General features: G+C 70.9%; 23 protein-coding genes and 1 riboswitch. Of the genes, 6 read left to right on the top strand and 17 right to left on the bottom strand.

From position 1 onward, the window contains the following. Positions 1-45 precede the first annotated feature (45 nt). Positions 46-1,188 carry a glycosyltransferase family 4 protein gene (locus tag AMK18_RS25000; protein WP_073864578.1) on the bottom strand — a complete coding sequence of 381 codons (1,143 nt, stop codon included), beginning with the start codon at positions 1,186-1,188 and terminating at the stop codon, positions 46-48. A 108-nt stretch (positions 1,189-1,296) separates the two neighbouring features. Between AMK18_RS25000 and AMK18_RS24995 the strand changes: the two genes are divergently transcribed. Continuing rightward, positions 1,297-2,562, top strand: a complete 1,266-nt coding sequence (locus AMK18_RS24995; RefSeq protein WP_073864577.1) for a glycosyltransferase family 87 protein — start codon at positions 1,297-1,299, stop codon at positions 2,560-2,562. Here AMK18_RS24995 and AMK18_RS24990 read toward each other — a convergent pair. The 5 genes from AMK18_RS24990 to AMK18_RS24970 all read right to left on the bottom strand — a co-directional run bounded on the left by AMK18_RS24990 (position 2,519) and on the right by AMK18_RS24970 (position 8,011). After that, positions 2,519-3,760, bottom strand: coding sequence for a hypothetical protein (locus AMK18_RS24990; RefSeq protein WP_073864576.1), 1,242 nt, complete (start codon positions 3,758-3,760; stop codon positions 2,519-2,521). The genes AMK18_RS24995 and AMK18_RS24990 overlap by 44 nt on opposite strands. Positions 3,761-3,788: 28 nt before the next feature. After that, positions 3,789-4,820 (bottom strand): C40 family peptidase, encoded by a 1,032-nt coding sequence (locus AMK18_RS24985; protein ID WP_018104401.1) that lies wholly within the window; start codon positions 4,818-4,820, stop codon positions 3,789-3,791. Positions 4,821-5,057: 237 nt separating this feature from the next. After that, positions 5,058-6,083 (bottom strand): C40 family peptidase, encoded by a 1,026-nt coding sequence (locus AMK18_RS24980; protein WP_026171695.1) that lies wholly within the window; start codon positions 6,081-6,083, stop codon positions 5,058-5,060. Positions 6,084-6,368: 285 nt separating this feature from the next. Further along, positions 6,369-7,730, bottom strand: a complete 1,362-nt coding sequence (locus AMK18_RS24975) for an NYN domain-containing protein (RefSeq protein ID WP_026171694.1) — start codon at positions 7,728-7,730, stop codon at positions 6,369-6,371. A 38-nt stretch (positions 7,731-7,768) separates the two neighbouring features. Continuing rightward, positions 7,769-8,011, bottom strand: coding sequence for a hypothetical protein (locus AMK18_RS24970; RefSeq protein WP_018104398.1), 243 nt, complete (start codon positions 8,009-8,011; stop codon positions 7,769-7,771). Between the two features lie 159 nt (positions 8,012-8,170). On the opposite strand from AMK18_RS24970, the gene AMK18_RS24965 reads away from it, so the two are divergent. After that, positions 8,171-8,917 (top strand): rhomboid family intramembrane serine protease, encoded by a 747-nt coding sequence (locus tag AMK18_RS24965; protein WP_026171693.1) that lies wholly within the window; start codon positions 8,171-8,173, stop codon positions 8,915-8,917. Further along, the gene (locus AMK18_RS24960; RefSeq protein ID WP_018104396.1) at positions 8,914-9,195 is read left to right on the top strand and encodes an Lrp/AsnC family transcriptional regulator; all 282 of its coding nucleotides are present in this window, start codon (positions 8,914-8,916) and stop codon (positions 9,193-9,195) included. Before AMK18_RS24965 ends, AMK18_RS24960 begins: the two co-directional genes overlap by 4 nt. A gap of 54 nt (positions 9,196-9,249) precedes the next feature. On the opposite strand, the gene AMK18_RS24955 is transcribed toward AMK18_RS24960, so the two are convergent. The 6 genes from AMK18_RS24955 to ctaE all read right to left on the bottom strand — a co-directional run bounded on the left by AMK18_RS24955 (position 9,250) and on the right by ctaE (position 16,375). Beyond that, on the bottom strand, positions 9,250-10,626 hold the full coding sequence (locus AMK18_RS24955; RefSeq protein ID WP_073864575.1) for an aminotransferase class V-fold PLP-dependent enzyme: 1,377 nt from the start codon (positions 10,624-10,626) through the stop codon (positions 9,250-9,252). Positions 10,627-10,800: 174 nt separating this feature from the next. Next, positions 10,801-10,918: riboswitch (SAM riboswitch) on the bottom strand. Between the two features lie 82 nt (positions 10,919-11,000). After that, entirely contained in the window at positions 11,001-12,065 is a 1,065-nt protein-coding gene (trpD, locus tag AMK18_RS24950; RefSeq protein WP_073864574.1) for an anthranilate phosphoribosyltransferase, read from the bottom strand. Between the two features lie 122 nt (positions 12,066-12,187). Continuing rightward, positions 12,188-13,834 (bottom strand): cytochrome bc1 complex cytochrome b subunit, encoded by a 1,647-nt coding sequence (gene qcrB, locus AMK18_RS24945; RefSeq protein WP_026171692.1) that lies wholly within the window; start codon positions 13,832-13,834, stop codon positions 12,188-12,190. Beyond that, positions 13,831-14,886: a cytochrome bc1 complex Rieske iron-sulfur subunit gene (gene qcrA / locus AMK18_RS24940; RefSeq protein WP_037786269.1), complete on the bottom strand. Its 1,056-nt coding sequence runs from the start codon at positions 14,884-14,886 to the stop codon at positions 13,831-13,833. The genes qcrB and qcrA overlap by 4 nt, the downstream gene beginning before the upstream one ends. After that, a complete protein-coding gene (gene qcrC, locus AMK18_RS24935; RefSeq protein WP_026171690.1) occupies positions 14,883-15,692 on the bottom strand; it encodes a cytochrome bc1 complex diheme cytochrome c subunit in 810 nt (269 codons plus the stop codon). Before qcrC ends, qcrA begins: the two co-directional genes overlap by 4 nt. 62 nt (positions 15,693-15,754) lie before the next feature. Beyond that, the gene (ctaE, locus tag AMK18_RS24930) at positions 15,755-16,375 is read right to left on the bottom strand and encodes an aa3-type cytochrome oxidase subunit III (RefSeq protein WP_026171689.1); all 621 of its coding nucleotides are present in this window, start codon (positions 16,373-16,375) and stop codon (positions 15,755-15,757) included. Between the two features lie 202 nt (positions 16,376-16,577). Between ctaE and AMK18_RS24925 the strand changes: the two genes are divergently transcribed. Next, positions 16,578-16,979, top strand: a complete 402-nt coding sequence (locus tag AMK18_RS24925) for a hypothetical protein (protein WP_018104389.1) — start codon at positions 16,578-16,580, stop codon at positions 16,977-16,979. Positions 16,980-17,002: 23 nt separating this feature from the next. Here the strand turns inward: AMK18_RS24925 and AMK18_RS24920 are convergent, their stop codons facing one another. From AMK18_RS24920 to ctaC, 4 genes are all read right to left on the bottom strand, one after another. Further along, positions 17,003-18,259, bottom strand: a complete 1,257-nt coding sequence (locus AMK18_RS24920) for a L,D-transpeptidase (RefSeq protein ID WP_026171688.1) — start codon at positions 18,257-18,259, stop codon at positions 17,003-17,005. A gap of 125 nt (positions 18,260-18,384) precedes the next feature. Further along, a complete protein-coding gene (locus tag AMK18_RS24915; RefSeq protein WP_018104387.1) occupies positions 18,385-18,783 on the bottom strand; it encodes a cytochrome c oxidase subunit 4 in 399 nt (132 codons plus the stop codon). Then, positions 18,780-20,516 carry an aa3-type cytochrome oxidase subunit I gene (gene ctaD, locus AMK18_RS24910; RefSeq protein WP_018104386.1) on the bottom strand — a complete coding sequence of 579 codons (1,737 nt, stop codon included), beginning with the start codon at positions 20,514-20,516 and terminating at the stop codon, positions 18,780-18,782. Before ctaD ends, AMK18_RS24915 begins: the two co-directional genes overlap by 4 nt. Beyond that, positions 20,513-21,475, bottom strand: coding sequence for an aa3-type cytochrome oxidase subunit II (gene ctaC, locus AMK18_RS24905; protein WP_018104385.1), 963 nt, complete (start codon positions 21,473-21,475; stop codon positions 20,513-20,515). Before ctaC ends, ctaD begins: the two co-directional genes overlap by 4 nt. 266 nt (positions 21,476-21,741) lie before the next feature. Here ctaC and AMK18_RS24900 point away from each other — a divergent pair, with 266 nt between their 5' ends. Continuing rightward, positions 21,742-23,136 carry a cysteine desulfurase/sulfurtransferase TusA family protein gene (locus AMK18_RS24900; RefSeq protein ID WP_073864573.1) on the top strand — a complete coding sequence of 465 codons (1,395 nt, stop codon included), beginning with the start codon at positions 21,742-21,744 and terminating at the stop codon, positions 23,134-23,136. Positions 23,137-23,144: 8 nt separating this feature from the next. Here the strand turns inward: AMK18_RS24900 and AMK18_RS24895 are convergent, their stop codons facing one another. Beyond that, the gene (locus AMK18_RS24895; protein WP_018104383.1) at positions 23,145-24,119 is read right to left on the bottom strand and encodes a carbohydrate kinase family protein; all 975 of its coding nucleotides are present in this window, start codon (positions 24,117-24,119) and stop codon (positions 23,145-23,147) included. A 157-nt stretch (positions 24,120-24,276) separates the two neighbouring features. Between AMK18_RS24895 and AMK18_RS24890 the strand changes: the two genes are divergently transcribed. Continuing rightward, on the top strand, positions 24,277-24,462 hold a 186-nt coding region (locus tag AMK18_RS24890), incomplete at its 3' end, for a hypothetical protein (RefSeq protein ID WP_073864572.1).

Here is a 24,462-nt window from a genome sequence, read left to right as displayed (position 1 = left end):
CGAGGGGGCCCGCACCACATCGGTGCGGGCCCCCTTGTCGTCGTGTCAGAGCAGTTCGCGCAGCCGGTCCGCGAGCAGGTCCCAGCGCCACTTCTCCTCGACCCAGGCCCGGCCCCGCTCCCCCATGCGCCGCCGCAGCTCCGCGTCGCCCAGCAGCGCGGTGATCCGCTCCGCCGCCTCACCGGGTTCGCCGCCGCGCACCACCCAGCCGGTCTCGCCGTCCAGCACCGCGTCCGGGGCGCCGCCGGAGTCGCCGGCCACCACCGGCAGCCCGGTCGCGGACGCCTCCAGGTAGACGATGCCCAGGCCCTCCACGTCGAGGCCGCCGCGCCGGGTCCGGCAGGGCATCGCGAAGACGTCCCCGGCCCCGTAGTGCGCGGGCAGCTCCGACCAGGGCACCGGGCCGGTGAACCGCACGGAGTCCGCGACCCCGGTGCGCGCGGCGAGCCTCCGCAGGTCGTCCTCGAAGGGCCCGCCGCCCACGATCAGCAGGACCGCGTCCGGCTGGGCGGCCAGGATCGCGGGCATCGCGAGGATCAGGGTGTCCTGGCCCTTGCGGGGCACCAGCCGGGACACGCAGACCACGACGGGCCGTTCGGTGAGCCCGAGCCGGGCCCGGACCTCGTCGCCGCCGGAGTCCGGCCGGAACGTCTTCTCGTCGACCCCGGGGGGCAGCTGCACCATGCGGGCGGCGGCGGCCGGGCTCAGCGCGGCGGCGATCCGGGAGCGGGTGTACTCGCCGAGGTAGGTCAGCGTGTCGGTGCCCTCGCCGATCCGGCGCAGCAGCTGCCGGGACGCGGGCAGCTGCGCCCAGGCCGCCTCGTGGCCGTGCGTCGTGGCGACGAGCCGCCGGGCGCCCGCCTTGCGCAGCGCCGGGCCCATCAGGCCGAGCGGGGCGGCGGCGCCGAACCAGACGGACGAGCAGCCGTGCGCGCGCAGCAGCTCGGTGGCGCGCCGGGTCACCCGCGGGGTCGGCAGCAGCATCGTCGTACGGTCGCGGACGACGGTGAAGGGCTGCTCGGCGTCGAAGGCGGCGGTGGCGGCCGCGCCCTCGGCCCCGCGCTTCCAGGTGGAGGCGTAGACGACGACCCGGCCGGGGTCGAGCCGCAGCGCCATGTTGTGCAGGAAGGCCTGGATGCCTCCCGGGCGGGGCGGGAAGTCGTTGGTCACGATCAAGGTCTTGTCCATCGCCGCCGACAGTACCGGGCCCCGGCGGCCGTGCCTGATGGCCCGCGCACAGGCCGTACGGGCATCATGGCTGTTTCGTACGGCGTACAGGACGGGTGAGGGCAGGTCATGACGGGTTCCAGCGGCACGCGTCCGGCGGCCTTCGTGGTGTGGGCGCTCACCAGAGCGGTGCTGCTGCTCTGGGTGACGAAGGTGGTCACCCCGCCCGGGCTCGACGTGACGAGCGACGTGTCGGTGATCTACCACGGCTGGTCCGAGGTGCTGCGCTCCGGCAGCTACCCGCAGTCCGACGTCACCTGGCAGTACCCGCCGGTGGCGGCCCTGGCGATCCTCTCCCCCGCCCTGCTGCCGTTCCTGGACTACGCCACGGCCTTCTTCGTGCTGGCGTTCCTGTGCGACGCGCTGGTCCTGGGGCTGCTGCTGCGCGCGAGCGACGGTCCGGGCCGCCGGGCGGCCGGGGTGTGGGTGTGGGTGGCGGGCGTCCCGCTGCTCGGCACGACCGCGTACGCCCGGTACGACGTGATGGTGACGGCCGTGGCGGTGGCGGCGCTGCTGGCCGGGCTGCGGCACCCCCGGGTACTGGGGGCGCTGGCCGCCTTCGGGGCGCTGCTGAAGGTGTGGCCGGCGCTGCTGCTGGCCGGGACCGCCCGGGGGCGCGCGACCCGGCTGGCCTGGGGGACGGCGGCGGCCGTGGCGGCCGGGCTGCTGCTGGTGTGCGTGGCGGCGGCGCCGGGCGCGCTGGCGTTCCTCGGCTTCCAGCGGGACCGGGGCACCGAGGTCGAGTCGCTGGGGGCGCTGGTCTTCCATGTGTGGCGGCAGTTCGGCTGGGAGGGCCGGGTGGAGCTGCACTACGGCTCGCTGGAGTTCCTGGGCCCGCACGTGCCGCTGGTGAGCACGCTGGCGCTGGGCCTGAGCGTGGCCGCGTTCGGCTGGCTGCTGGTGTGGCGGCTGCGGGCGCGGACGTTCGGGGTGAGTACGCCGGCGGACGCGGCGTTCACGGCGGTGCTGCTGTTCACCACGACGAGCCGGGTGATCAGCCCGCAGTACATGCTGTGGCTGGTCGGTCTCGCGGCGGTGTGCCTGGTGCTGCGGGAGAGCCGGATGGGGTGGCCGGCCGTGCTGGTGGTCGCGGCCACGGGCGTGACGCAGCTGGAGTTCCCGATCGGCTTCGTCCATGTGGTGACGAGCGACGCGCAGGGCCTGACGCTGATGTTCCTGCGCAACGGACTGCTGGTCGCCGCGTGTGTGCTGGCGGCCGTGCGGCTGTGGCGGGACACGGTACGGACTCCGGCCCGCGAGGAGGTCCTGGAGGCGGTGGCGGAGCCCGCGCTCAGCCGAGCCGGTCGCGCAGATACACCCGCCAGCGCGCCGTGAAGTCCTGCGGGGTGGTGCCCAGGACCTCGTGCAGGGCGTCCTCGACCGCCCCGTCGCGCCCGTGGTGGGCTCCGACGGCCCGGTAGAAGGCGAACAGCTTCTCCTCGCCCCAGCGGTCCGCGATGAGCTCGCAGGCCAGCCAGCCGCCCTCGTACGCCTGCGCCAGCCGGTCCGCCTCCCCGGCGAAGGCGAAGTCCTCGTCCTCCGGCAGCCCGGCCGGCACGTCACCGGCCCGGACCGCGTCGGCGAGCTCGGGGGCGATCTCCTCGGCGGTGCGGTCCTGGTCCCGGTAGGCCGCCCAGTCCGCGAAGCCCTCGGAGAGCCAGGTCGGGGTGGCCGACGAGGTCCGCTTGCGGGTGGCCACATGGGCGGTCTCGTGGGTGAGGACGACGCGCTGCCCGAACCCGCCGAGCAGGGCATACGCCTCCGGGTTGACGATCACCCGGTCGGCGGGGGCCTTCCCGGTGCCGCCGGTCTCGCCGGTGGTGACGGCCGCTATGCCCTTGTAGTTCGAGGCGGGCGACCCGAGCAGCCGGCCCATCTCCGTCACGCTGTCCGGCACCAGCACCACCACGCGCCCCGCCCACCGCTCCGGCCAGGCGGCGGAGACCGCTGGCACCGCCTCGTCCGCCGTCGCCGCGATGGCGTCCAGCTCGTCCCGGGTGCGGCCGACGCCCAGGACCAGGCTGTGCTTGCCGTGCACCACCTCGATGTCGCCCTGCTCCCACAGCTGCCCGGCGCTGCCGTCGGCGGCCCGGTCCGCGGTGACGTACCAGCGGCCGTCCGCCGGGTCCCGGGCCAGGTCCACGACCCGGTCGACGGAGACGGGGGCGCTGTCGTAGCCCGCGATCCGGTAGCCGAGCGTGACGTCGGCGGTGACCCGGTCCGCCCCGTGCGGGGTGAGGTGGGTCAGCCGGTAGGCCCAGGAGCCGAGCGGCACGTCCGCCAGCCGGGCGATCTCCCGGCGCTGGGCGGTGCGCAGCGCCGTGGCGTCCGGGTCGACGGCGGCGGCGTAGGCGGCGGGGTCGTGGGCCAGCACGGCGGCGGCGCGCCGGTCCAGGGTGGCGCGGACGTCCCGGGAGGTGCTGTCGGGCACCCGGTCGGCCGGGGCGGAGCACCCGGCGGCGCACAGCAGCGCGGCGAGGACGGCACCCGCCGCCCGCCGCCGCCCGCCGCGTATGCGCACCTGTTCGACCACATGACGAGCGTACGGGCTGTCGCCGGGCTCAGACCCGGGTGACCGAGGAGACGGGCATCATCCCGACGGGGTCGTAGCGGACCGGGGCGCCGGGGTACGGGGCGTGGATGACCTGGCCGTTTCCCACGTACATCGCGATGTGGCTGGCGTCCGCCCGGTAGGCGACGAGGTCCCCGGGGCGGGCCTCGGAGAGCGGCACCATGTGTCCGGCGTACCGCTGGGCCTGGGAGGTCCGGGGCAGGCTCACGCCCGCCTGGGCCCAGGCCCACTGCATCAGTCCGGAGCAGTCGAAGCCGGAGGGCCCGTTGGCGCCCCACACGTAGGGCCGGCCGAGCGCCTGCTGGGCGGCCAGGACGGCCGCGGCGGCGCGGGAGGAGCCCGCGGGGAGCCCGGCCAGGAGCCCGGCGCCCGGTTCGCGGCCGTCACGCGAGGCGCGGGCCAGCGCGGCCCGCTGGGAGGCCGGGAGCGCCTTCAGCAGCTGCCTGGCGCGGGCGAGCTTGCGTTCGACGGTCCGCTTGTGGCGGCTGACGTCCTCCCGGCGGCGCTCCAGCCCGGCCAGCGAGCGGGCGGCCTCGGCCCGGGTCTGGGCGAGCGCCCGCTGGGCCCTGCGCAGTTCGGCGAGGGCGGTGGCGCGGTGGGTGTCGGCCAGGGTGACGGCGGCGGCCCGGTCGAGGTAGCTGTCGGGGTCCGAGGTGAGCAGCAGGGCCAGCGAGGGGTCGATGCCGCCCGCCCGGTACTCCGCCCGGGCCGCGGAGCCCAGGTCGTCGCGCATCCGGTTGATGCGTTCCTGGCCCCGGGCGGCCCGGTCCTGGGCCCGGCTGAACTCGCCGCGCAGCCGGGTCACGTCCTCGCCGGCCCGGTTGTACTGCTCGGTGGCCCGCTCGGCCTCGGTGTAGAGGTGGTCGACGCGGGCCCCGGCGGACTGCGGGGTGTCGTGCGGCTCGGCGTGCGCGGGGGCGGCGCCGAGCGTCGCGGCCGCGGTCGCGGCCGCCGCCGTCAGGACGGTGGCCCGGGCACCGCGAGCGGTACCGGGCTGTGTGGAACGGCGATGGGATCCCACAGGTCGCCGCACTCCCTTCCGCTGTACGCAGACGCGTGCGGCCCCTGCCACCCGGACGGGCGGACCGACGTACGGGAGCCGCGACAGCAGGCAGACAGTAACCGCGTGATCACGGAGCGGACAAAGACGCGCCGGACCGGCGGGGGCCACACACAGTGACGCCCCGCCGGTGACCTGTGGTCTCCGGCGGGGCGGGCGTCAGTACGGGGCGCGGGAATTCGCCCGTTCGGGCGCGGTTCAGATGCGCACGGCGGCGTAGATGCTGCCGATGGTGCTCATCGACTCGTAGCGGACGTACGCGCCGGGGTACGGGGCGTGCAGGACCTGGCCGTTGCCCGCGTAGAGGCCGACGTGCTCGTTGCCGTTGAAGAAGACCAGGTCGCCGGGGGCCAGCTGGCTGACGCCGATCCGGTGGCCCTGGTTGACCTGGGTGTACGTGGTGCGGGTGATGTTGACGCCGGCCTGGGCGTAGGCCCACATGGTCAGGCCCGAGCAGTCGAACGAGTTGGGGCCGGTGGCCGCGGGCACGTACGGCTTGCCTATGCGGGTGGCGGCGGCGTTGAGGGCGGCCTTCCCGAGACCGGAGGCGGGGACCTCGTTGCCGAGTTCGACCCGGGTGCCGGCGGCGCGGCTGGCGCGGGCCTCGTCCTGGCGCAGCTTCTCGCGCTCGGCGGCGGTGAGGGTGTTGAGCAGTTGGCGGGCCTCGGCCAGCTTCTCCTGCTGCTTCTTCTTCTTCTCACCGAGCGTCTTGCGGACGGAGGCGAGGTCGCTCAGCTTGTCCTGGGCCTCCTTGCGCTGCTGCGCGAGGGCCCGCTGCTTCTCCTGGACCTTCGACAGCGACTCGGTCTGCTTGGCCGTCAGCTGGTCGAGCGCGGACGCCTGGTCCAGGAAGCTGTCCGGGTCGGAGGAGAGGAAGAGCTGAACGGAGGGGTCGATGCCTCCGGAGCGGTACTGCGCGGCGGCGAGGGAACCGAGGCCGGACCGGAGCTGGTTGAGCTCCTCCTGGCCGCGGGCCACCTTGTCCTGGATCGCGCCGATCTGCTTCTCGAGCTTCTCCTGCTTCTCCTTGGCCCCGTTGTACTGCTCGGTGGCGGCTCCGGCCTCGTGGTAGAGCTTGTCGACCTTCGCCTTGACCTCGTTCTTGGTCGGCTTGGGGTCGGCGTGAGCGGCCTGGGAGGACAGGGCGACGGCCGCGGCTGCGGTCGCGGTGAGCACGGTCACACGAGTGCGGCTCGGCTGCTTGGGACGACGGTGGGACGCCACGAAGGCGAGCTCCTTCTTCCTCGAGCCGCCTACCGGATCTGTGGGGGAGGGGATCCCCGGCTCCGTGCACGTCACGGACTCGGCGGTTCCTTCGCCGCCACCCCGGATGGGTGATCGACCGCGCGAAGGTTCGAGGCCCGACCCTAGTGACCATCTTGTGATCAGTTCAAATCCTCACAGGAAAAATCTCGTCACACGCAGCACTTCTTTACCCACACCCCACGGCGTGTAGCGGCGACTTGACGGTCCGTTCCCTGATCTCGGGCGAACTCCCCGCAAGGAGCGCTAAACCCGCGAAAGCCGCTTCAGGAGCAAGGCGGACGCAACGGGCCTGGCCCCCGCCTTCGCCACTCCGTCGGCCACCTCGCGGTCGGTGGAGACCACCACCACGGGACGGCCCGGCGGCTCGGCGCGCGCCAGTTGACGGATCAGCTCGTCGGCGGTGACGCCCGGCTTGCTGAACAGCACCCGCACCCCGCGCGGTGGCGCGAGGAGCACCGGGGCGGCCAGCTCCGCCCCGTCGAACACGCACGTCATCTCCGCGCCCGTGCGCGCCGCGAGGACCGAGAGCCCCCCGAGCAGCCTCAGCCGCTGCTTCTCCAGCGGCATCTGCGGATAACCCGTCTTGGTGACGTTGTAGCCGTCCACGATCAGATGGGCCTGCGGCAGCGCCAGCAGCTGGTCGAGCAGCGCCGGGTCGGTCTCCGAAAGGGCCCGGGCGGCGATGTCCTTGGGCGACATCCGGCCGGGCTCCACCGCGTCCACGCTGTCCGCCGGGCGGATCGAGGAGGGCGGCAGCGCCAGTTCGCGCCGCAGCCCGCCGGCCGCTTCGAGCACCGTGTCGAGCAGCAGCCGCAGCCGCATGTCCTCGACCGAGCGCCCTTCCCGGGCCGCCCTGCGACTCGCCTCGACGGTCGCCTCGGCCTCCCCGAGCCTCGCCCTCAGCCGCCGGGTCTCGCTCTCGGCGGCGGACACCTGGGCGGCCGCCTCGGCGCGTACGGCCTCGGTCTCGGCCCGGCCCCGGCGCAGCGCCGCCTCACCGCGCTTGACCTCGTTGAGCGCGCTGCGCAGTTTGCGCTGGAGGGAGTCCGTCTCCTTGCGGGCGGCGTCCAGTTCGGCGCGGAGCCGTTCCGTCTCGCTCTTCGTGTGGGCCCGGGCCTCGGCCAGTTCCTCGCGCAGCCGCGCCACTTCGCGCCGGCTCTCCTCGCCGGCCCGCTCGGCGTCCGCGCGCTGGACCTCTTCGCCGGCCGCCGCGACCAGCTTCACCCAGCCGTCCGGGCGCAGCACGTACGCCGCCGCCGCCACGTCCACCGGGTCGGCGGCGGCGGGCGGCGCGCCGGACTCCAGGGCGCCCGCCAGCTCCGGCTGGGCCTCCCTGAGCCGGTCACCGATGCGGCGGCGGAACCGGTCGTCGTTCGCCACGGCGGCGGCCATGGCGTTCCCGGCGAACTTGGCGCGCCGGGAGGCAGTGAAGCGGGCGTACTGCCTCAGCTGGGCGGGCAGTTCGGCGACCGTGAGGCCGCCGAACGCGTCGGAGACCAGTGCGACGACCCGGCGCCGTACCCCTTCGGGCAGCGGGCGGTCGAGCGCCTCCACGGCGTCGTCGGCCCCGTCGGCCGACGCGGCGCCGCCCTCGGGCTGCTCCACCATCCGTCACCCCATTGTGTTGTCTCCGCACGGCCCCGTCAGGAGTCGGCACCCGGCCTGTCGACGAGCTCGATCTGGTCCACCGCGTTGCACCAACGACAACGGACCGACTCGATGGTCTCACTGACCACCTCGCGTTCCTCGACGCTCGACTCACCGGCCAGGTCGAGGTGCACGTACTCCACGACCTTCGAGGACCGCGTCACGTCGAAGCGCGTGAGGTTCCCGCAGAGCGTGCAGCGCCAGCGGGTCGTGTCGGTCGGCTGGGGAACGGTCGTCATCGTGCGTCCTCTTTCGTCGAGCCGTGAGCTGCCGGACAAGGATCTCGCGGTGCGCCGTCGAACTGCGGATGCCCACCCGTCACCCTACGGCCTCGGCGCATCCCGTCGGCACGGCGAGGCGGTCTGTCCCGTTCGCTCCGTTTGCGTCATGCTCTGTTCATGATCGATCGGCGGGCCGCGGCGGGCAGGTTCCTGCGCGCGGCGACTTCGGGCGGGCCACCGGTGACGTACGCCCTCATCGCCCTGTGCTGCGCGGTCTTCCTGATCAGCCCGCTCTCCGGATTCGTCCCGGTGCGCGGCGGTGCCGACGCCCTGCTCGCCGCGCAGGCGGGCTACTTCGAGCGGTGGGGCGTGATCCCGAGCGAGCTGTGGGACGGCTCGGCGCACGCGCTGCTCACCCCGTTCACCGCGCTGTTCGTGCACGGCAGCTGGCTGCACCTGCTGGGCAACATGCTGTTCCTGTACGTGTTCGGCGCGATGGCCGAGGAACGCATGGGGCACACCGAGTTCGCCCTGTTCTACCTGGGCTGCGGCTATCTGGCGCTGCTCGCGTACGCCGCCGCGCACGCCACGTCCGACCAGACGCTCGTCGGCGCCTCGGGGGCGATCTCGGCGGTGCTCGGGGCGTTCCTCTACCTCTTCCCCCGGGCCCGGGTGACCAGCGTCTTCCCGTTCCTGCTGTTCCTGCCGCTGCGCTTTCCCGCGTGGGTGGTGCTGATCTTCTGGTTCGTGCTCCAGTGGCTGGCCGCCGAGGGCGCGGGAAGCGGCCCGGGCGTGGCGTACCTGGCCCATGTCGTCGGCTTCGCGACCGGGTTCCTCTACGCCTGGGGCCGCTACAGGCGCGACACCGGAGGCCCTAGAGTGAAGTCTTCAGCCACGGCCACCGAGGGAGAAACACAGCCGTGATCACCGCGATCGTGCTCATCAAAACCAGCGTGGACCGGATTCCCGAGATCGCCGAGGCCATCGCCGCGCTGGACAGCGTCAGCGAGGTCTTCTCGGTCACCGGCACCTACGACCTGATCGCCATGGTCCGGGTGGCCAAGCACGACGACCTGGCCGAGGTCATCCCCGGCCGGATCAGCAAGATCCCGGGCGTCGAGGGGACCGACACCCACGTGGCCTTCCGCACGTACTCGCAGCACGATCTGGAGGCCGCGTTCTCCATCGGCCTGGACGCGTAACGGCGTACGCCGAAGCCGGGTACGGATCCCGTACCCGGCAGGTCCACCGGCCCGTCAGACCTGGGCGGCGCCCCGGTCCGGCACGCAACGGCCGTCCTCGGTGCGGTACTTCCAGCGCGCCCCGTCGCTCACCAGCTCCCGGACCGCGCGCAGGAAGCGCTCGACGTGCTCGTCCGGGGTCCCGGCGCCGAAGCTGACCCGGATCGCGTTCAGGGACCGCTCGCCCGGCTCCGCCTCCGGCGCGCCGCACTCCCCCGCCTCGCCCGGGTCGCTGCCGAGCAGGGTGCGCACGAGCGGGTGGGCGCAGAAGAGGCCGTCGCGCACCCCGATGCCGTACTCGGCGGAGAGCGCGGCGGCGAAGTGCGAGCTGTTCCAGCCCTCCACCACGAACGAGATCACGCCGACCCTCGGCGCGTCGTCGCCGAACAGCGAGAGCACCTTCACCTCGGGGACCTCGGCCAGCCCCGCCAGGACCTCGCGGACGAGGTGCTGCTCGCGGGCGACCAGCCGGTCGAATCCGGCCTCGGTGAGGGCCTTGCAGGCGGAGGCGATCGAGTAGACGCCGATGACGTTGGGCGAACCGGCCTCGTGGCGGGCGGCCGTGGTGTGCCACTCGACGTCCACCCCGCCGTCCGCGCGCCGGGCCACGGTGCGGGAGGCGCCGCCGCCGGCCAGGTACGGCTCGGCGTCGCACAGCCAGTCGGCCCGGCCGGCCAGGACGCCGGAGCCGAAGGGGGCGTACAGCTTGTGCCCGGAGAAGGCGACCCAGTCCACGTCCAGCTCGGCGATGTCCACGGGGTGGTGCGGGGCGAGCTGGGCGGCGTCCAGGACGATCCGGGCGCCGTGGGCGTGCGCGGCGGCGGCCAGCTCCCGTACGGGCCACAGCTCGCCGGTCACGTTGGAGGCGCCGGTGACGCAGACCAGGGCGGGTCCGTGGGGCTCCCGGTCCGCGAGGGCCGCCTCCAGCGTGGCGACGGCCTGGGCGGGGGTGCGCGGGGCGTTCAGGTAGGTGACGCGGGCGTCGCGCCAGGGCAGCAGCGAGGCGTGGTGCTCGGTCTCGAAGACGAAGACCTGGCAGTCGGCGGGCAGCGCGGCGGCCAGCAGGTTCAGCGAGTCCGTGGTGGACCGGGTGAAGACCACCTGGTCCTCGGGGCGGCAGCCCAGGAACTCCGCCACGGTGGCCCGGCTGGACTCGAAGAGGTCCGTGGAGAGCTGCGAGAGGTACCCGGCGCCTCGGTGCACGCTGCCGTAGTACGGGGCGTACGCGGCCACGTCGTCCCAGACCCGCTTCAGCGCCGGGGCGCTCGCCGCGTAGTCCAGCGCCGCGTAGCCGACCTCACCACCGGTGACCAGCGGGACGAGGACATCCTCGCCCAGAACCGGCAGCGGGGCACAAAGCGACTGGTCGGCGGCAGCGGTGAAGACAGACATGGCGAACTCCCGTAACAGGCAGGCGAATTCCGCGTACCGGCACAGACGCGGCAGCACGGAGTGAAAGAAGAGGGGTGTGCGGAGAAGGGCCTCGGGCCCTAACGCATTCGCTTGCTCACAAGAGGCTCCCTGAGGACCAAGGACCCCACGGGTGGACGTCACGCGACGTCGAGGGGTCCGCGCTTGCCGCAGACCTCGCTGCCTGCGGCCTGGTCTTCACCCGGGGCACCCCGCCACGGACGGAGGGTTGCCGGACAGCGGGCCGGGGCCGTAGTCGCTGTCACTCATGACCTGCCCAGCATCTTGCCATACCTACGGGAACGCGCAAGGCGCAGTCCGCGATCCGGACTGCGCCCTGCCGCACATCGATGCGCTCACGCGTTGCTGGCGACGACCCATCTCTCCAGCGCCCGCCCGGCCGCACCCGAGTCGATCGACTCGGCGGCCTTCGCCATACCGGCCCGGATCTGCTCGGTGAGCGGCTCCTCGCCCGGGTCCAGCGCGACCAGCGCCGCCGCCGAGTTGAGCAGCACGGCGTCCCGTACCGGACCGTTCTCCCCGGCCAGCAGCCGGCGCGCCACATCCGCGTTGTACGAGGCGTCGGCGCCGCGCAGCGCCTCCACCGGGACCAGCTCGACGCCCACGTCGCGCGGGTCGAAGGTCTCCTCGCGGACGACGCCGTCCCGGGCCACCCAGACCCGCGAGGTCGCCGTGGTGGTGAGCTCGTCCAGGCCGTCGTCGCCCCGGAAGACCAGGGCGGAGTTGCCGCGCTCGGCGAGGACGCCCGCGACGATGGGGGCCATGCGCAGATCGGCCACCCCGATCGCCTGGGAGCGCACCTTGGCCGGGTTGGTGAGCGGGCCCAGGATGTTGAACGTGGTCGGCGCGCCCAGCTCCGCACGCGCCTTGGCCGCGTGGCGCAGGGCGGGGTGGAACTTCACCGCGAAGCAGAAGGTGATGCCCGCCTCCTCGGCCACCTCCACGACGCGCCGGGGAGCCAGCTCCAGGTTGACGCCGAGCTTGCCGAGCACGTCGGACGAGCCGCTGGCCGACGAGGAGGCGCGGCTGCCGTGCTTGACGACCTTCGCCCCGGTCCCGGCCACGACGATCGCGGACATCGTGGAGATGTTGACGGTCTTCGCCATGTCGCCGCCGGTGCCGACGATGTCGACGGTGCGGCCGGGGACCTCGATGGTCGTGGCGTGCTCGTACATCGCGCGGACCAGGCCGGAGACCTCGGTGACCGTCTCGCCCTTGGCGCGCAGGGCGACCGCGAATCCGGCGATCTGCACGTCGGTCGCCTCGCCGCTCATGATGCGGTCCATGGCCCAGGCGGTGGCGTCGGAGCTCAGGTCCTCGCCGCGCAGCAGGGGGGTCAGCACGCCGGGCCAGGAGAAGGCCGCCACGCTGTCGCCGCCGTCCGGGGTCACAACGTTCATGGTCCGCTCCTGGGGTCCACAGCCGATAAGGGATCGGCTCCACCCTATCGAGCCCAGGGGACGGCAAAGAGCCCCGTCCAGCGAATGGACGGGGCTCTCGCCGTGGCGATCAGAACGGGTGATCAGTGGTGGCCGTGGCCGCTGGTGATCTCCTTGTACTCCTCGGCGGTGGGCTTGGCGATCTGGCTGTCCTCGCCGTACAGGCTCTTGCTGAGCCGCGCCCGGACCTTGGTGATCCTGGAGACCTTGCGCTCCACACCGTTCTCGTCGACCGTCGGGCCGATCTCGAGCGGCTGGTACTGCTCGTGCGCGGTGAGCGCGTACCGGGCTTCCGGCGACAGCGGCTCGTGGACCTCGACGAACTCACCGTGCGGCAGGCGCTTGATGAGCCCGGACTCGCGGCCGTGCAGCACCTTCTCCTTGTCGCGGCGCTGAAGGCCGAGGCAGATCCGCCGGGTCACGACGAACGCGATGACCGGGCCGACGAAGAAGGCGATACGGACGAACCAGCTGATCGAATTGAGCGAGAGGCTGAAGTGCGTCGCCCAGATGTCGTTGCCGCCGCCGATCAGCATGACGAAGTAGATCGTCACCCAGGCGACACCGAGGGCCGTCCGGGTCGGCGCGTTGCGCGGCTTGTCCAGGATGTGGTGCTCGCGCTTGTCGCCGGTGATCCAGGACTCGATGAACGGCCACATGGCCAGCGCACCGAGCACCACACCGAACAGGACGAGCGGGATGAAGACGCCCAGGACCAGCGTGTGGCCCCAGAGGTTGATCTCCCAGCCCGGCATCACACGGACGAAGCCCTCGGCGAAGCCCATGTACCAGTCCGGCTGGGCGCCCGTGGACACCTGGTCGGGACGGTACGGGCCGATGGCCCAGATCGGGTTGATCGAGGCGATCGCCGCGATGATCGCGATGAAGCCGAAGACCAGGAAGAAGAACCCGCCGGCCTTCGCCATGTACACCGGCAGCAGGGGCATGCCGACGACGTTCTTGTTCGTCTTGCCGGGACCCGCGAACTGGGTGTGCTTGTGGTAGAAGACCAGGATCAGGTGGCCGACCACGAGCCCGAGCATGATGCCCGGCAGCAGCAGGATGTGGATCGAGTAGAACCTCGCGATGATGTCGCCGCCGGGGAACTCCCCGCCGAACAGGAACATCGAGATGTACGTACCCACGATCGGCGTCGACAGGATCGCGCCCTGGGTGAAGCGGACACCCGTACCGGAGAGCAGGTCGTCCGGCAGCGAGTAACCGGTGAACCCGGTGAACATGCCGAGGACGAACAGCAGGAAGCCGAACAGCCAGTTGATCTCGCGCGGCTTGCGGTACGCGCCGGTGAAGAAGACGCGCATCATGTGCACGAACATGCCGGCCAGGAAGATGACCGCGGCCCAGTGGTGGATCTGCCGGACCAGCAGACCACCGCGGACGTCGAAGCTGATGTTCAGCGTCGAGGCGTACGCCTCCGACATCCGGATGCCCTGCATGGGCTCGTACGGGCCGTGGTAGACGACCTCGTTCATGCTCGGGTGGAAGAACAGCGTCAGGTACACACCCGTGAGGATGATGATGATGAAGCTGTAGAGGCAGATCTCACCGAGCATGAAGGACCAGTGGTCCGGGAAGATCTTGCGCATGTTGGCCTTGGCGAGGGAGTAGATCCCCAGCCGGCCGTCCGCCCAGTCGGCCACCCGCTCACCGGCGGGCGCCTTGCGGTTGCCCGGCGCCGCTGCGCCGGGTGTGTTCGTCGCAGTACTCATCCGCGCTCCCAGAATGCAGGACCGACGGGCTCTTCGAAGTCACCGAGCGCCTGGAGGTTGCCCTCGCTGTTCACGCCGATCCGCAGCTGCGGGAGGGCGTGGCCGGCCGGACCGAAGATGACGCGGGCGCCGTCGGAGAGGTCGAAGGTGGACTGGTGGCACGGGCAGAGCACGTGGTGCGTCTGCTGCTCGTACAGGCTGATCGGGCAGCCGACGTGCGTGCAGATCTTCGAGAAGGCCACGATGCCCTCGTGCGCCCACTCGCGCTCGCGCTTGTCCTTGATGTCGTCCGGCTCGATGCGGATGATCATCAGGGCGGCCTTGGCGATCTGCGTCTGGAAGTCCTCGTCGTGCTCCTCCAGGCCCTCGGGCATGGCGAAGGTCAGCGAACCGACGACCACGTCCTCGGGACGCAGCGGCTCCATCGTGTTCATGTTGACGAGCTGCTTGCCCTCGGCCCACAGGGTCTTGCGGAGCTTCTTCTCCGGCAGCGGACCCAGGTCGCGCAGCAGCATCACGCCGGAGAGCGGCACCAGGGCCAGCGCGCCGAACATGGTGTTGCGGATCAGCTTGCGACGGCCGAGCGCGGACTCCCGGGCGCCGTCCGCGAAGTCGGACAGCACCTTCGCCTTGACCTCGGGCGACGCCTCGATGGCGTGCCGGTCGTCGGCCACCTCCACGTCGGACATCAGGGTGCGCGCCCAGTGGACGGCGCCCGCGCCGATCAGGAAGAGCGCCAGACCCAGGGTCAGACCCAGGGAGAAGTTGAGCGCGCTGACATGACCGAACGGGAAGATGAAGACGATCTTGTCGACCGGGAAGATGACGTAGGAGGCGATGAAGCCCACCGTCGCCAGCATGGACAACAGGAACATGGTCGCGACGGTGCGCTCGGAGCGCTTCGCGGCCCGCTCGTCGATGTCCTGGATGCGCGGCCTGTGGGCCGGCAGCCCCGGGTCGGCGAACGGGTCGTCGTGCGCCTTGTCCACCGCGGCGTGCGCGGTGCCCTGCGCGTCGGGCAGGTTCTCTTCTGGAATCTCTTGGCTACTCATGACTTCTTGGCCTTAGCGGTGTGGGCCGCGACCCAAATGGCAACTGCGATCAGACCGCCCAGACCGAAGATCCAGCCGAACAGGCCCTCGCTGACCGGACCCAGGCCACCGAGTGCGAGGCCGCCGGGGGACTCGGCTTCGGAGCCGTTCACGGTCTTGACGTAGGCGATGATGTCCCGCTTCTGCTGCTCGGGCATCGTCGAGTCCGGGAAGGACGGCATGCTCTGCGGGCCGGTCAGCATGGCCTCGTAGATGTGCTTCGGGTCCACGCCGTCCAGGTCGGGCGCGTACTTGCCGTTCGTCAGCGCGCCACCCTTGCCGGTGAAGTTGTGGCACTGCGCGCAGTTGGTACGGAACAGGTCGCCACCCTTGGCGATGTCCGCACCCTCAGGGCTGACCTGGCTCTTGGTCGGGACGACCGGACCGGCGCCGAGCGACGCGACGTAGGCCGCGAGCTGGTCGATCTCGGCCTGGCTGTAGATGACCTTCTTCTTCGGTACCTGGGCGCCCGGCTGCTGCGCGGGCATGCGGCCCGTACCGACCTGGAAGTCCACGGCGGCGGAGCCCACGCCGACAAGCTGCGGCCCGTCGGAGGTGCCCTGACCGCCGGTTCCGTGGCAGCTGGCGCAACCGACGGAGTACAGCTTCTTGCCCTCGTCGATGGCGAGGGACTGGGCGGTGTCGTCGGCCTGCGCCTTACTCGCGGGCGCGAACGCGGCGTACAGCCCCCCGGTGGCCGCCAGCGCGAGGAGTAGTACGACGACCGCCGCCAACGGATGGCGTCGTCGTGCGGAGAGCTTTTTCACGGATTACCCCGGTGTCAGGATCTTCTGCGTCGATGCTGGATGTGGTTCGGGCTCGGGCCCGGTTACTTGATCATGTAGATCGTGGCGAAGAGGCCGATCCACACGACATCGACGAAGTGCCAGTAATAGGACACGACGATGGCGGCGGTCGCCTGTTCATGGGTGAACCTCTTGGCCGCGTATGTCCTGCCCAGAACGAGCAGGAAGGCGATGAGACCGCCCGTCACATGCAGACCGTGGAAGCCGGTGGTCAGGTAGAACACCGAGCCGTACGGGTCGGAGGACAGCGAGAGGCCGTCCTTCTTCACCAGCTCGGTGTACTCGAAGACCTGGCCTCCGATGAAGATCGAACCCATCACGAAAGTGATCACGAACCAGGCACGGAGCTTCTTCACATCGCCCCGCTCCGCGGCGAAGACGCCGAGCTGGCAGGTGAGTGAGGAGAGCACCAGGATCGTGGTGTTCGTCGCCGAGAACGGGAAGTTCAGGGCGGACGCCATTTCCTTCCAGTGTTCCGGTCCGGTCACCGATCGCAGGGTGAAGTACATCGCGAAGAGGGCCGCGAAGAACATCAGCTCGGAGCTCAACCAGATGATGGTTCCGACGCTGGTGAGGTTCGGCCGATTGACCGACGGGTGCGCGTGCCCGGTTTCTACTGTCGTTGCTGTCGCCACGACCGACATTATGTCGGTCGCTTATCCCGCCCTCACTCCGGGGGGTGCCGTTCGGTGTGTCAGAGGGGTGTGTCCTGCCCGAACGGCCCAGGGAAGGCCGGTGCGAACCGGTACTGACACGCTGTCGGGCGGAGTACGATCCGCGCATCGGACGGCTCTCGTTCCCCGGGGGCCCCGAGTGCCCCGAAGACACGGATGTCACGGAGGAACCATGCAGCCGACCGCCACGGTCCTGGTCTACAGCGACAACGCGCACACCCGTGAGCAGGTGAGGCTGGCAGCAGGGCGCAGGCCCGCGGCGGACGTACCACCGGTGGAGTTCCTGGAGTGCGCGACGCTGCCCGCCGTCCTGGACGCCCTGGAGCACGGGGGCGTCGACGTCTGCGTGCTGGACGGCGAGACCGCTCCGGCGGGCGGCATGGGCGTCTGCCGGCAGATCAAGGACGAGATCTTCCGCTGCCCGCCGGTCCTGGTCCTCATCGGGCGCCCGCAGGACGCCTGGCTGGCCACCTGGAGCCGTGCGGACGCCGCGGTGACGCTCCCGGTGGAGCCGGTGGAGTTCGCGGACTCCCTGGCCGCCCTGCTGCGTACGCGGCTGTCCGTGGGGGCCTGAGCCCCCACGGACGGTTCCCACGGTCAGACCTGGGGGCGCAGCCGCGCCGTGCTGACCTTGTCGACCTTCGGTGCGGTGGTGTCGTTGTTCAGCGCGCTGCCCTTCTGCCACTTGGCCCAGGACAGGTTCCAGTCGCCGTAGCCGTTGTCGAAGGGCGTCATCGTCTCGCCGTCGCTGCCGACGACGCTGACGATGTCGCCCTCGCGCACGGTGTTGAAGAACCACTCGGCCTCGCTGGTGCTCATGCCGGTGCAGCCGTGGCTGACGTTGGCGTACCCCTGCGAGCCGGTGGACCAGGGCGCGGCGTGCACGTATTCACCGCTCCACGTCACCCGGGTGGCCCAGTAGACGTCGAGGTCGTACGAGTCGGAGGAGCCGGCGGCGATCCCGATGGATTCCCCGCGCATACGTACGTACTGCTCCTTTCCGAGCACCACCTTGACGCCGTTGCGCGTGTCGAACCCGGGCTTGCCCGTGGTGACTGGGATGGTGTTGATCACTTCGCCGTTGCGGAGCACCGTCATGGAGTGCTCCGAGGCGTCCGTGATGGCCTCTATGCGGTCCCCCGTGGTGATCTTCAGCGCCTTCGCGGGCGCCCCGTAGAGCGAGTTGGTGACCTTTATGCCGGTGAGGTTGGAGCTGACCTCGATGCTGGCCTTCGCCGGCCAGTACTCCTTGGGCCGGTAGTGCAGCGTCTTGTCGTCCACCCAGTACCAGGAGCCCGTGACCGAGGGCGTGGAGCGGACCCGCAGGCCGCGCTCGACCGTGGCGCGTGAGGCGTTGTCCGTGACGGGGGCGCTGAGCGTGGCGACGAGGGGCTGGCCGACGCCGTAGGTGCCCGCCTGGGGGCCGAAGGCGACCTTCAGGAACTTGGTGGCCTTGGCGGTGTCGAAGGACATCGTGCGGGTGCCGGGGGCCCCGTCGTCGTCCTCCATGCGGACCTTGACGGTGTAACGGGTCCCTGCGGCCAGCGGGGCGGTGGAGTGCCACCGGTGTCCGTCGGCGTCGAGTTCGCCCGCCAGATGGCGTCCTGCGGCGTCCACGGCCGTGACGTCGGTGATCCGGCCGTCGTCGGCGTCGACCCTGATCTCCAGGGGCTTGTCGGGGTTCACCTTCTTGCCGCCGTCGGGCGTGTTGAAGGAGACCTCGTCGGCCGCGTCGAACGGCTGGGACGACAGGGGGTGACCATCGGAACTCCCGCAGGCTGCCGCCCCGGCGACCAAGGTCGCGGCCAGCAGAGTGCAGCTCACTACGGGACGGATGCGCGGCATCTGGTTCATGGACTCACGCTAAGAACATTCGTCCGTTTCAGCGCGCGGGACGACTGCAAACGGGGGGCCGGCCACTTCGTGTCGAAGTGTCGGCCCCCCGTCAGGTGGAGCGATGTGCTACCGGCGGACCGGTCTCACTGGGTGCGGTTCTCACCGCGGTAGTACTCGAATACCCAGCCGAAGAGGCCGACCAGGAGGAGCGGCGCCGAGAAGAACAGCAGCCACCAGCCGAAGACGACGCCCATGAAGGCGAAGGCACCGCCGATCGCCAGCGAGAGCGGCTGCCAGCTGTGCGGGGAGAAGAACCCCACCTCGCCGGCCTCGTCCGCGACGTCGGCCTCCTTGTTGTCCTGCGCCATCGCGTCGACCCGCCGGGCCGTGAAGGCCAGGTAGAAGCCGATCATCACGCTCAGGCCGAACGCGAGAACCAGCGCGGTGGTGCCGACGGGCTCCTTCGACCACACGCCGTACGTGATGGCCATGACGAGGATGAACAGCGCCAGACCGAGGAACATCTTGCCCTGGATCTTCACTTGCCCGCCTCCTTGCCGCCCGCGAGGGCCTTGTCACCCTCGGAGGCGTGGTCCAGCTGCTCCAGCGCGGTGATCTCCGGGTGGTGCAGGTCGAACGCCGGGGATTCGGAGCGGATACGGGGCAGCGTGAGGAAGTTGTGCCGCGGCGGCGGGCAGGACGTCGCCCACTCCAGCGAACGGCCGTAGCCCCACGGGTCGTCCACCTCGATCTTCTTGCCGTACTTGGCGGTCTTCCAGACGTTGTAGAAGAACGGCAGGATCGACAGGCCGAGCAGGAACGACGAGATGGTCGAGATGGTGTTCAGCGCGGTGAAGCCGTCCGCGGCGAGGTAGTCCGCGTAACGCCGCGGCATGCCCTCCGCGCCCAGCCAGTGCTGCACCAGGAACGTGCCGTGGAAGCCCACGAACAGCGTCCAGAAGGTGATCTTGCCGAGCCGCTCGTCCAGCATCTTGCCGGTGAACTTCGGCCACCAGAAGTGGAATCCGGAGAACATCGCGAACACCACGGTGCCGAAGACGACGTAGTGGAAGTGCGCGACCACGAAGTACGAGTCGGAGACGTGGAAGTCCATCGGCGGCGAGGCCAGGATGACGCCGGTCAGACCACCGAAGGTGAAGGTGATCAGGAAGCCGATCGCCCAGAGCATCGGTGTCTCGAAGGACAGCGAGCCCTTCCACATCGTGCCGATCCAGTTGAAGAACTTCACCCCGGTGGGCACCGCGATGAGGAACGTCATGAACGAGAAGAACGGCAGCAGCACACCGCCGGTGACGTACATGTGGTGCGCCCACACGGTCACCGAGAGGCCGGCGATGGAGATCGTCGCGGCCACCAGGCCGATGTAACCGAACATCGGCTTGCGGCTGAAGACCGGGATCACTTCGGAAATGATCCCGAAGAACGGCAAGGCGATGATGTACACCTCTGGATGCCCGAAGAACCAGAAGAGGTGTTGCCAGAGCAAGGCGCCGCCGTTGGAGGCGTCGAACACATGGGCACCGAACTTGCGGTCCGCCTCCAGGGCGAACAGCGCGGCCGCCAGGACCGGGAAGGCCAGCAGGACCAGCACACCGGTCAGCAGGACGTTCCAGACGAAGATCGGCATGCGGAACATCGTCATGCCGGGCGCGCGCATGCAGATGATCGTGGTGATGAAGTTGACCGAACCGAGGATCGTGCCGAACCCGGAGAAGGCCAGACCCATGATCCACATGTCGGCGCCGACACCCGGCGACCGGACGGCGTCCGAGAGCGGGGAGTAGGCGAACCAGCCGAAGTCGGCCGCACCCTGCGGGGTGAGGAAGCCGGCCACCGCGAGGATCGAGCCGAAGAGGTACAGCCAGTACGCGAACATGTTCAGCCGCGGGAACGCCACGTCGGGCGCGCCGATCTGCAGCGGCATGATCCAGTTCGCGAAGCCGGCGAACAGGGGCGTCGCGAACATCAGCAGCATGATCGTGCCGTGCATCGTGAACGCCTGGTTGAACTGCTCGTTCGACATGATCTGCGTGCCCGGCCGGGCCAGCTCGGCGCGCATGAAGAGCGCCATCAGGCCGCCGATGCAGAAGAAGGCGAACGATGTGACCAGGTACATCGTGCCGATCGTCTTGTGGTCAGTGGTGGTCAGCCACTTGACGACGACGTTTCCCGGCTGCTTGCGCCGGACCGGCAGCTCGTCCTCGTACGAGTCGTCTGCTGCCGCGGCACCCTGAGGTTCGTTGAGGATGCTCACAGTTTGTTCGTCTCCGCATTCCTGGCCGGGTCAGTCTGCTCGATGCCGGCCGGCACGTAGCCCGTCTGGCCCTTCTTCGCCAGCTCCTTGAGGTGCGCCTGGTACTGCGCCGGGGAGACGACCTTGACGTTGAAGAGCATGCGGGAGTGGTCGACGCCGCAGAGCTCGGCGCACTTGCCGAGGAAGGTGCCCTCCTCGGTGGGGGTCACCTCGAAGGCATTGGTGTGCCCCGGAATGACGTCCTGCTTCATCAGGAACGGCACCACCCAGAAGGAGTGGATGACGTCACGGGAAGTCAGGATGAACCGGACCTTCTCCCCCTTGGGCAGCCAGAGGGTGGGACCCGGGTTACCGGTGTCCGGATTCCTGTCGCCCGGGATGCCGACGTCGTAGACGCCGTCCGCACCCTTGGGGAATTCCTTGCGGAACCTGTCCGGGATGGCGTCGAGCTCCTTGGGGACCTCGTTGCCCGTGGTGGCGGAGCCGTCCACGTTCTCGATGTAGTTGAAGCCCCAGCTCCACTGGTAGCCGACCACGTTGATGGTGTGGGCGGGCTTCGGGGAGAGCGTGAGGAGCTTCGTCTCGTCCCGGGCGGTGAAGTAGAACAGCACCGAGACGATGATCAGGGGGACCACGGTGTACAGCGCCTCGATGGGCATGTTGTACCGGGTCTGCGGAGGTACCTCCACCTTGGTGCGGCTGCGCCGGTGGAAGATGACGCTCCACAGGATCAGGCCCCAGACCAGGACGCCCGTGGCGAGCGCTGCCGCCCACGAGCCCTGCCAGAGGGAAAGGATCCGTGGGGCCTCTTCCGTTACCGGCTTGGGCATACCAAGGCGGGGGAAGTCCTTGTACGTGCAACCGGTGGCGGTCGCCAGGATCAGGCCCGCAGTCAGCACCTGCGGCAGCTTCCGCCGCATCGGGCGCCGCGACGAGCGGTCGGAGCCGTTGGGACTCACGTAGCGCCTTCCCGAGAGTCTCGCCCGCACGGTCGGCGCGGCCGTCTCGCTGGTCGGTCGCCGCCCTGTACGGGCAGGGGTTTGGATGTTTATGCGGACCAAACCCTACTGGACGCTATTTGGGGTCGCGCGGGGAGGGTGCCCAACGCGCCGCCCGACTCCCCGAAGGGGTGGAATTCGCGCCTCCGGCCGCCATCTGACGCCCCCTCCATCAGGAGCGACGGGCGGTGGGGGGCGTCGGGGGCGCTCCGGGCTAGCGTGACCGGGTGCCCTACTTCGACGCGGCGTCCGCCGCCCCCCTGCACCCCGTCGCCCGCCAGGCGCTGCTTGCCGCGCTGGACGAGGGCTGGGCCGATCCGGCCCGGCTGTACCGCGAGGGACGCCGTGCCCGGCTGCTGCTGGACGCGGCCCGGGAGGCGGCGGCCGAGGGTGTCGGGTGCCGCCCCGACGAGCTGGTCTTCACCTCCTCGGGCACCCGCGCGGTGCATTCCGGAATTTCCGGCGCGCTCGCCGGACGTCGGCGTGTCGGACGCCGTCTGGTGGTGTCGGCGGTCGAACACTCGTCGGTCCTCCACGCGGCGGCGGACCACGAGGACCGGGGCGGCACCGTCCACCGGGTCCCGGTGGAGCGGACCGGCGCGGTGGACGCGGAGACGTTCGGGCGGGCGCTCACCGAGGACACCGCGCTCGCCTGCCTCCAGTCCGCCAGCCACGAGGTGGGCACCGAGCAGCCGGTGGCCGAGGCGGCCGCGCTGGCCCGGGCGGCCGGGGTGCCCCTGCTTGTGGACGCCGCCCAGTCGCTGGCCTGGGGCCCGGTGCCGGAGGGCTGGTCGCTGCTGGCGGGCAGCGCGCACAAGTGGGGCGGTCCGGCCGGGGTCGGGCTGCTCGCGGTGCGCAAGGGTGTCCGGTTCGCGCCCCAGGGGCCCGCGGACGAGCGGGAGTCGGGGCGGGCGCCGGGGTTCGAGAACCTGCCGGCGATCGTCGCGGCGGCGGCGTCCCTGCGCGCGGTGCGGGCGGAGGCGGACGCGGAGGGGGCCCGGCTGCGGGCGCTGGTGGACCGGATCCGGGCCCGGGTGCCCGCGCTGGTGCCCGATGTGGAGGTGGTCGGTGATCCGGTGCGGCGGCTGCCGCATCTGGTGACCTTCTCCTGTCTCTATGTCGACGGGGAGACGTTGCTCGGGGAGCTGGACCGGGCCGGTTTCTCCGTGTCGTCCGGTTCGTCCTGCACGAGCAGCACGCTGACGCCGAGCCACGTGCTCAAGGCGATGGGCGTCCTGTCGGAGGGGAACGTCCGCGTGTCGCTGCCCCGGGGCACCGCGGAGGAGGACGTCGACCGCTTCCTGGAGCTGCTGCCGGGCCTGGTCGCCGGGGTCCGCGAGAAGCTCGACGCGCCGGTGACCACGGCCGCCTCCCCCGCCTCCTCTCCCGCCCCGGACGACTCGCTGGTGGTCGACGCGCTGGGCAAGCGGTGCCCGATCCCGGTGATCGAGCTCGCAAAGGTGATCGGAGGGGTGCCGGTGGGCGCCACGGTGACGGTGCTCTCCGACGACGAGGCGGCCCGGCTGGACATCCCGGCCTGGTGCGCGATGCGCGAGCAGGAGTACGTGGGCGAGGAGCCGGCGGACCGGGGCGCGGCCTATGTGGTCCGCCGGCTCTCCTGACGGAGTGCTCAGACGAGGTGCGCGTGGACCTCGGCGGCGGCTTCGTGGCCGTACGCCTTGGTGAAGCGGTCCATGAAGTGGGTGCGGTGCAGGGTGTACTCCTGGGTGCCCACGGTCTCGATGACGAGCGTGGCGAGCATGCAGCCGACCTGGGCGGCGCGCTCCAGGCCGACGCCCCAGGCGAGACCGGAGAGGAATCCGGCGCGGAAGGCGTCGCCGACGCCGGTCGGGTCGGCCTTGACGTTCTCCTCGGGGCAGCCGACCTCGATCGGCTCCTCGCCGGCCCGCTCGATGCGCACGCCCTGGGCGCCGAGCGTGGTGACCCGGTGGCCGACCTTGCCGAGGATCTCCTCGTCGGTCCAGCCGGTCTTGGACTCGATGAGCCCCTTCTCGTACTCGTTGGAGAAGAGGTACGTGGCGCCATCGAGGAGGATGCGGATCTCGTCGCCGTCCATGCGGGCGATCTGCTGCGAGAAGTCGGCGGCGAACGGGATGCCGCGGGTCCGGCACTCCTCCGTGTGGCGGAGCATGCCCTCCGGGTCGTCGGCGCCGATGGAGACGAGGTCGAGGCCGCCCACGCGGTCGGCGACGGCCTTGAGCTCGATGAGGCGGGCCTCGCTCATGGCGCCGGTGTAGAAGGAGCCGATCTGGTTGTGGTCGGCGTCCGTCGTGCAGACGAAGCGGGCGGTGTGCAGGACCTCGGAGATCCGCACCGCGCTGGTGTCGACGCCGTGCCGGTCGAGCCAGGCGCGGTACTCGTCGAAGTCGGAGCCGGCCGCGCCGACCAGGATCGGCTTGGTGCCGAGCAGGCCCATGCCGAAGCAGATGTTCGCGGCGACCCCTCCCCGGCGTACGTCGAGGTTGTCGACCAGGAAGGAGAGCGAGACCGTGTGCAGCTGGTCGGCGACCAGCTGGTCGGCGAAGCGGCCGGGGAAGGTCATGAGGTGGTCGGTGGCGATGGAGCCGGTGACTGCGATACGCACGGGGAGACGTCTCCTGCGGAGGTCGAAGGGGAACGGATGTCCGCGTCCCAGGGGTGACGTGACAGTTCACGCTACCCGCTCCCGCCGGGCCCGAAGCGGAAAAACTACCCGATAGTAGGGCTTTCTTCGCAGGCTCTGCGGTGCCTACGGTGCCGGTATGCCGAATCACATCGCCCCGCGCGAGTCCGAGACCGGTCTGGCCGAGCTGCGCGGAGACTGCGCACGGATGGCTCCGCACTGGGTGGCCCCCACCAGGACCACCCCTACCCGCGTCGCCCCCGCCTTGATCCACGGGGTCACCGTGCCGCCCGCCTCCGCCCGGCTGCTCGACGCGATGGAGGAC

This window comes from Streptomyces sp. CB01249, from assembly GCF_001905735.1.
In the GTDB taxonomy this organism is placed as follows: domain Bacteria; phylum Actinomycetota; class Actinomycetes; order Streptomycetales; family Streptomycetaceae; genus Streptomyces.
This window is presented reverse-complemented; position numbering and strand designations above follow the sequence as displayed.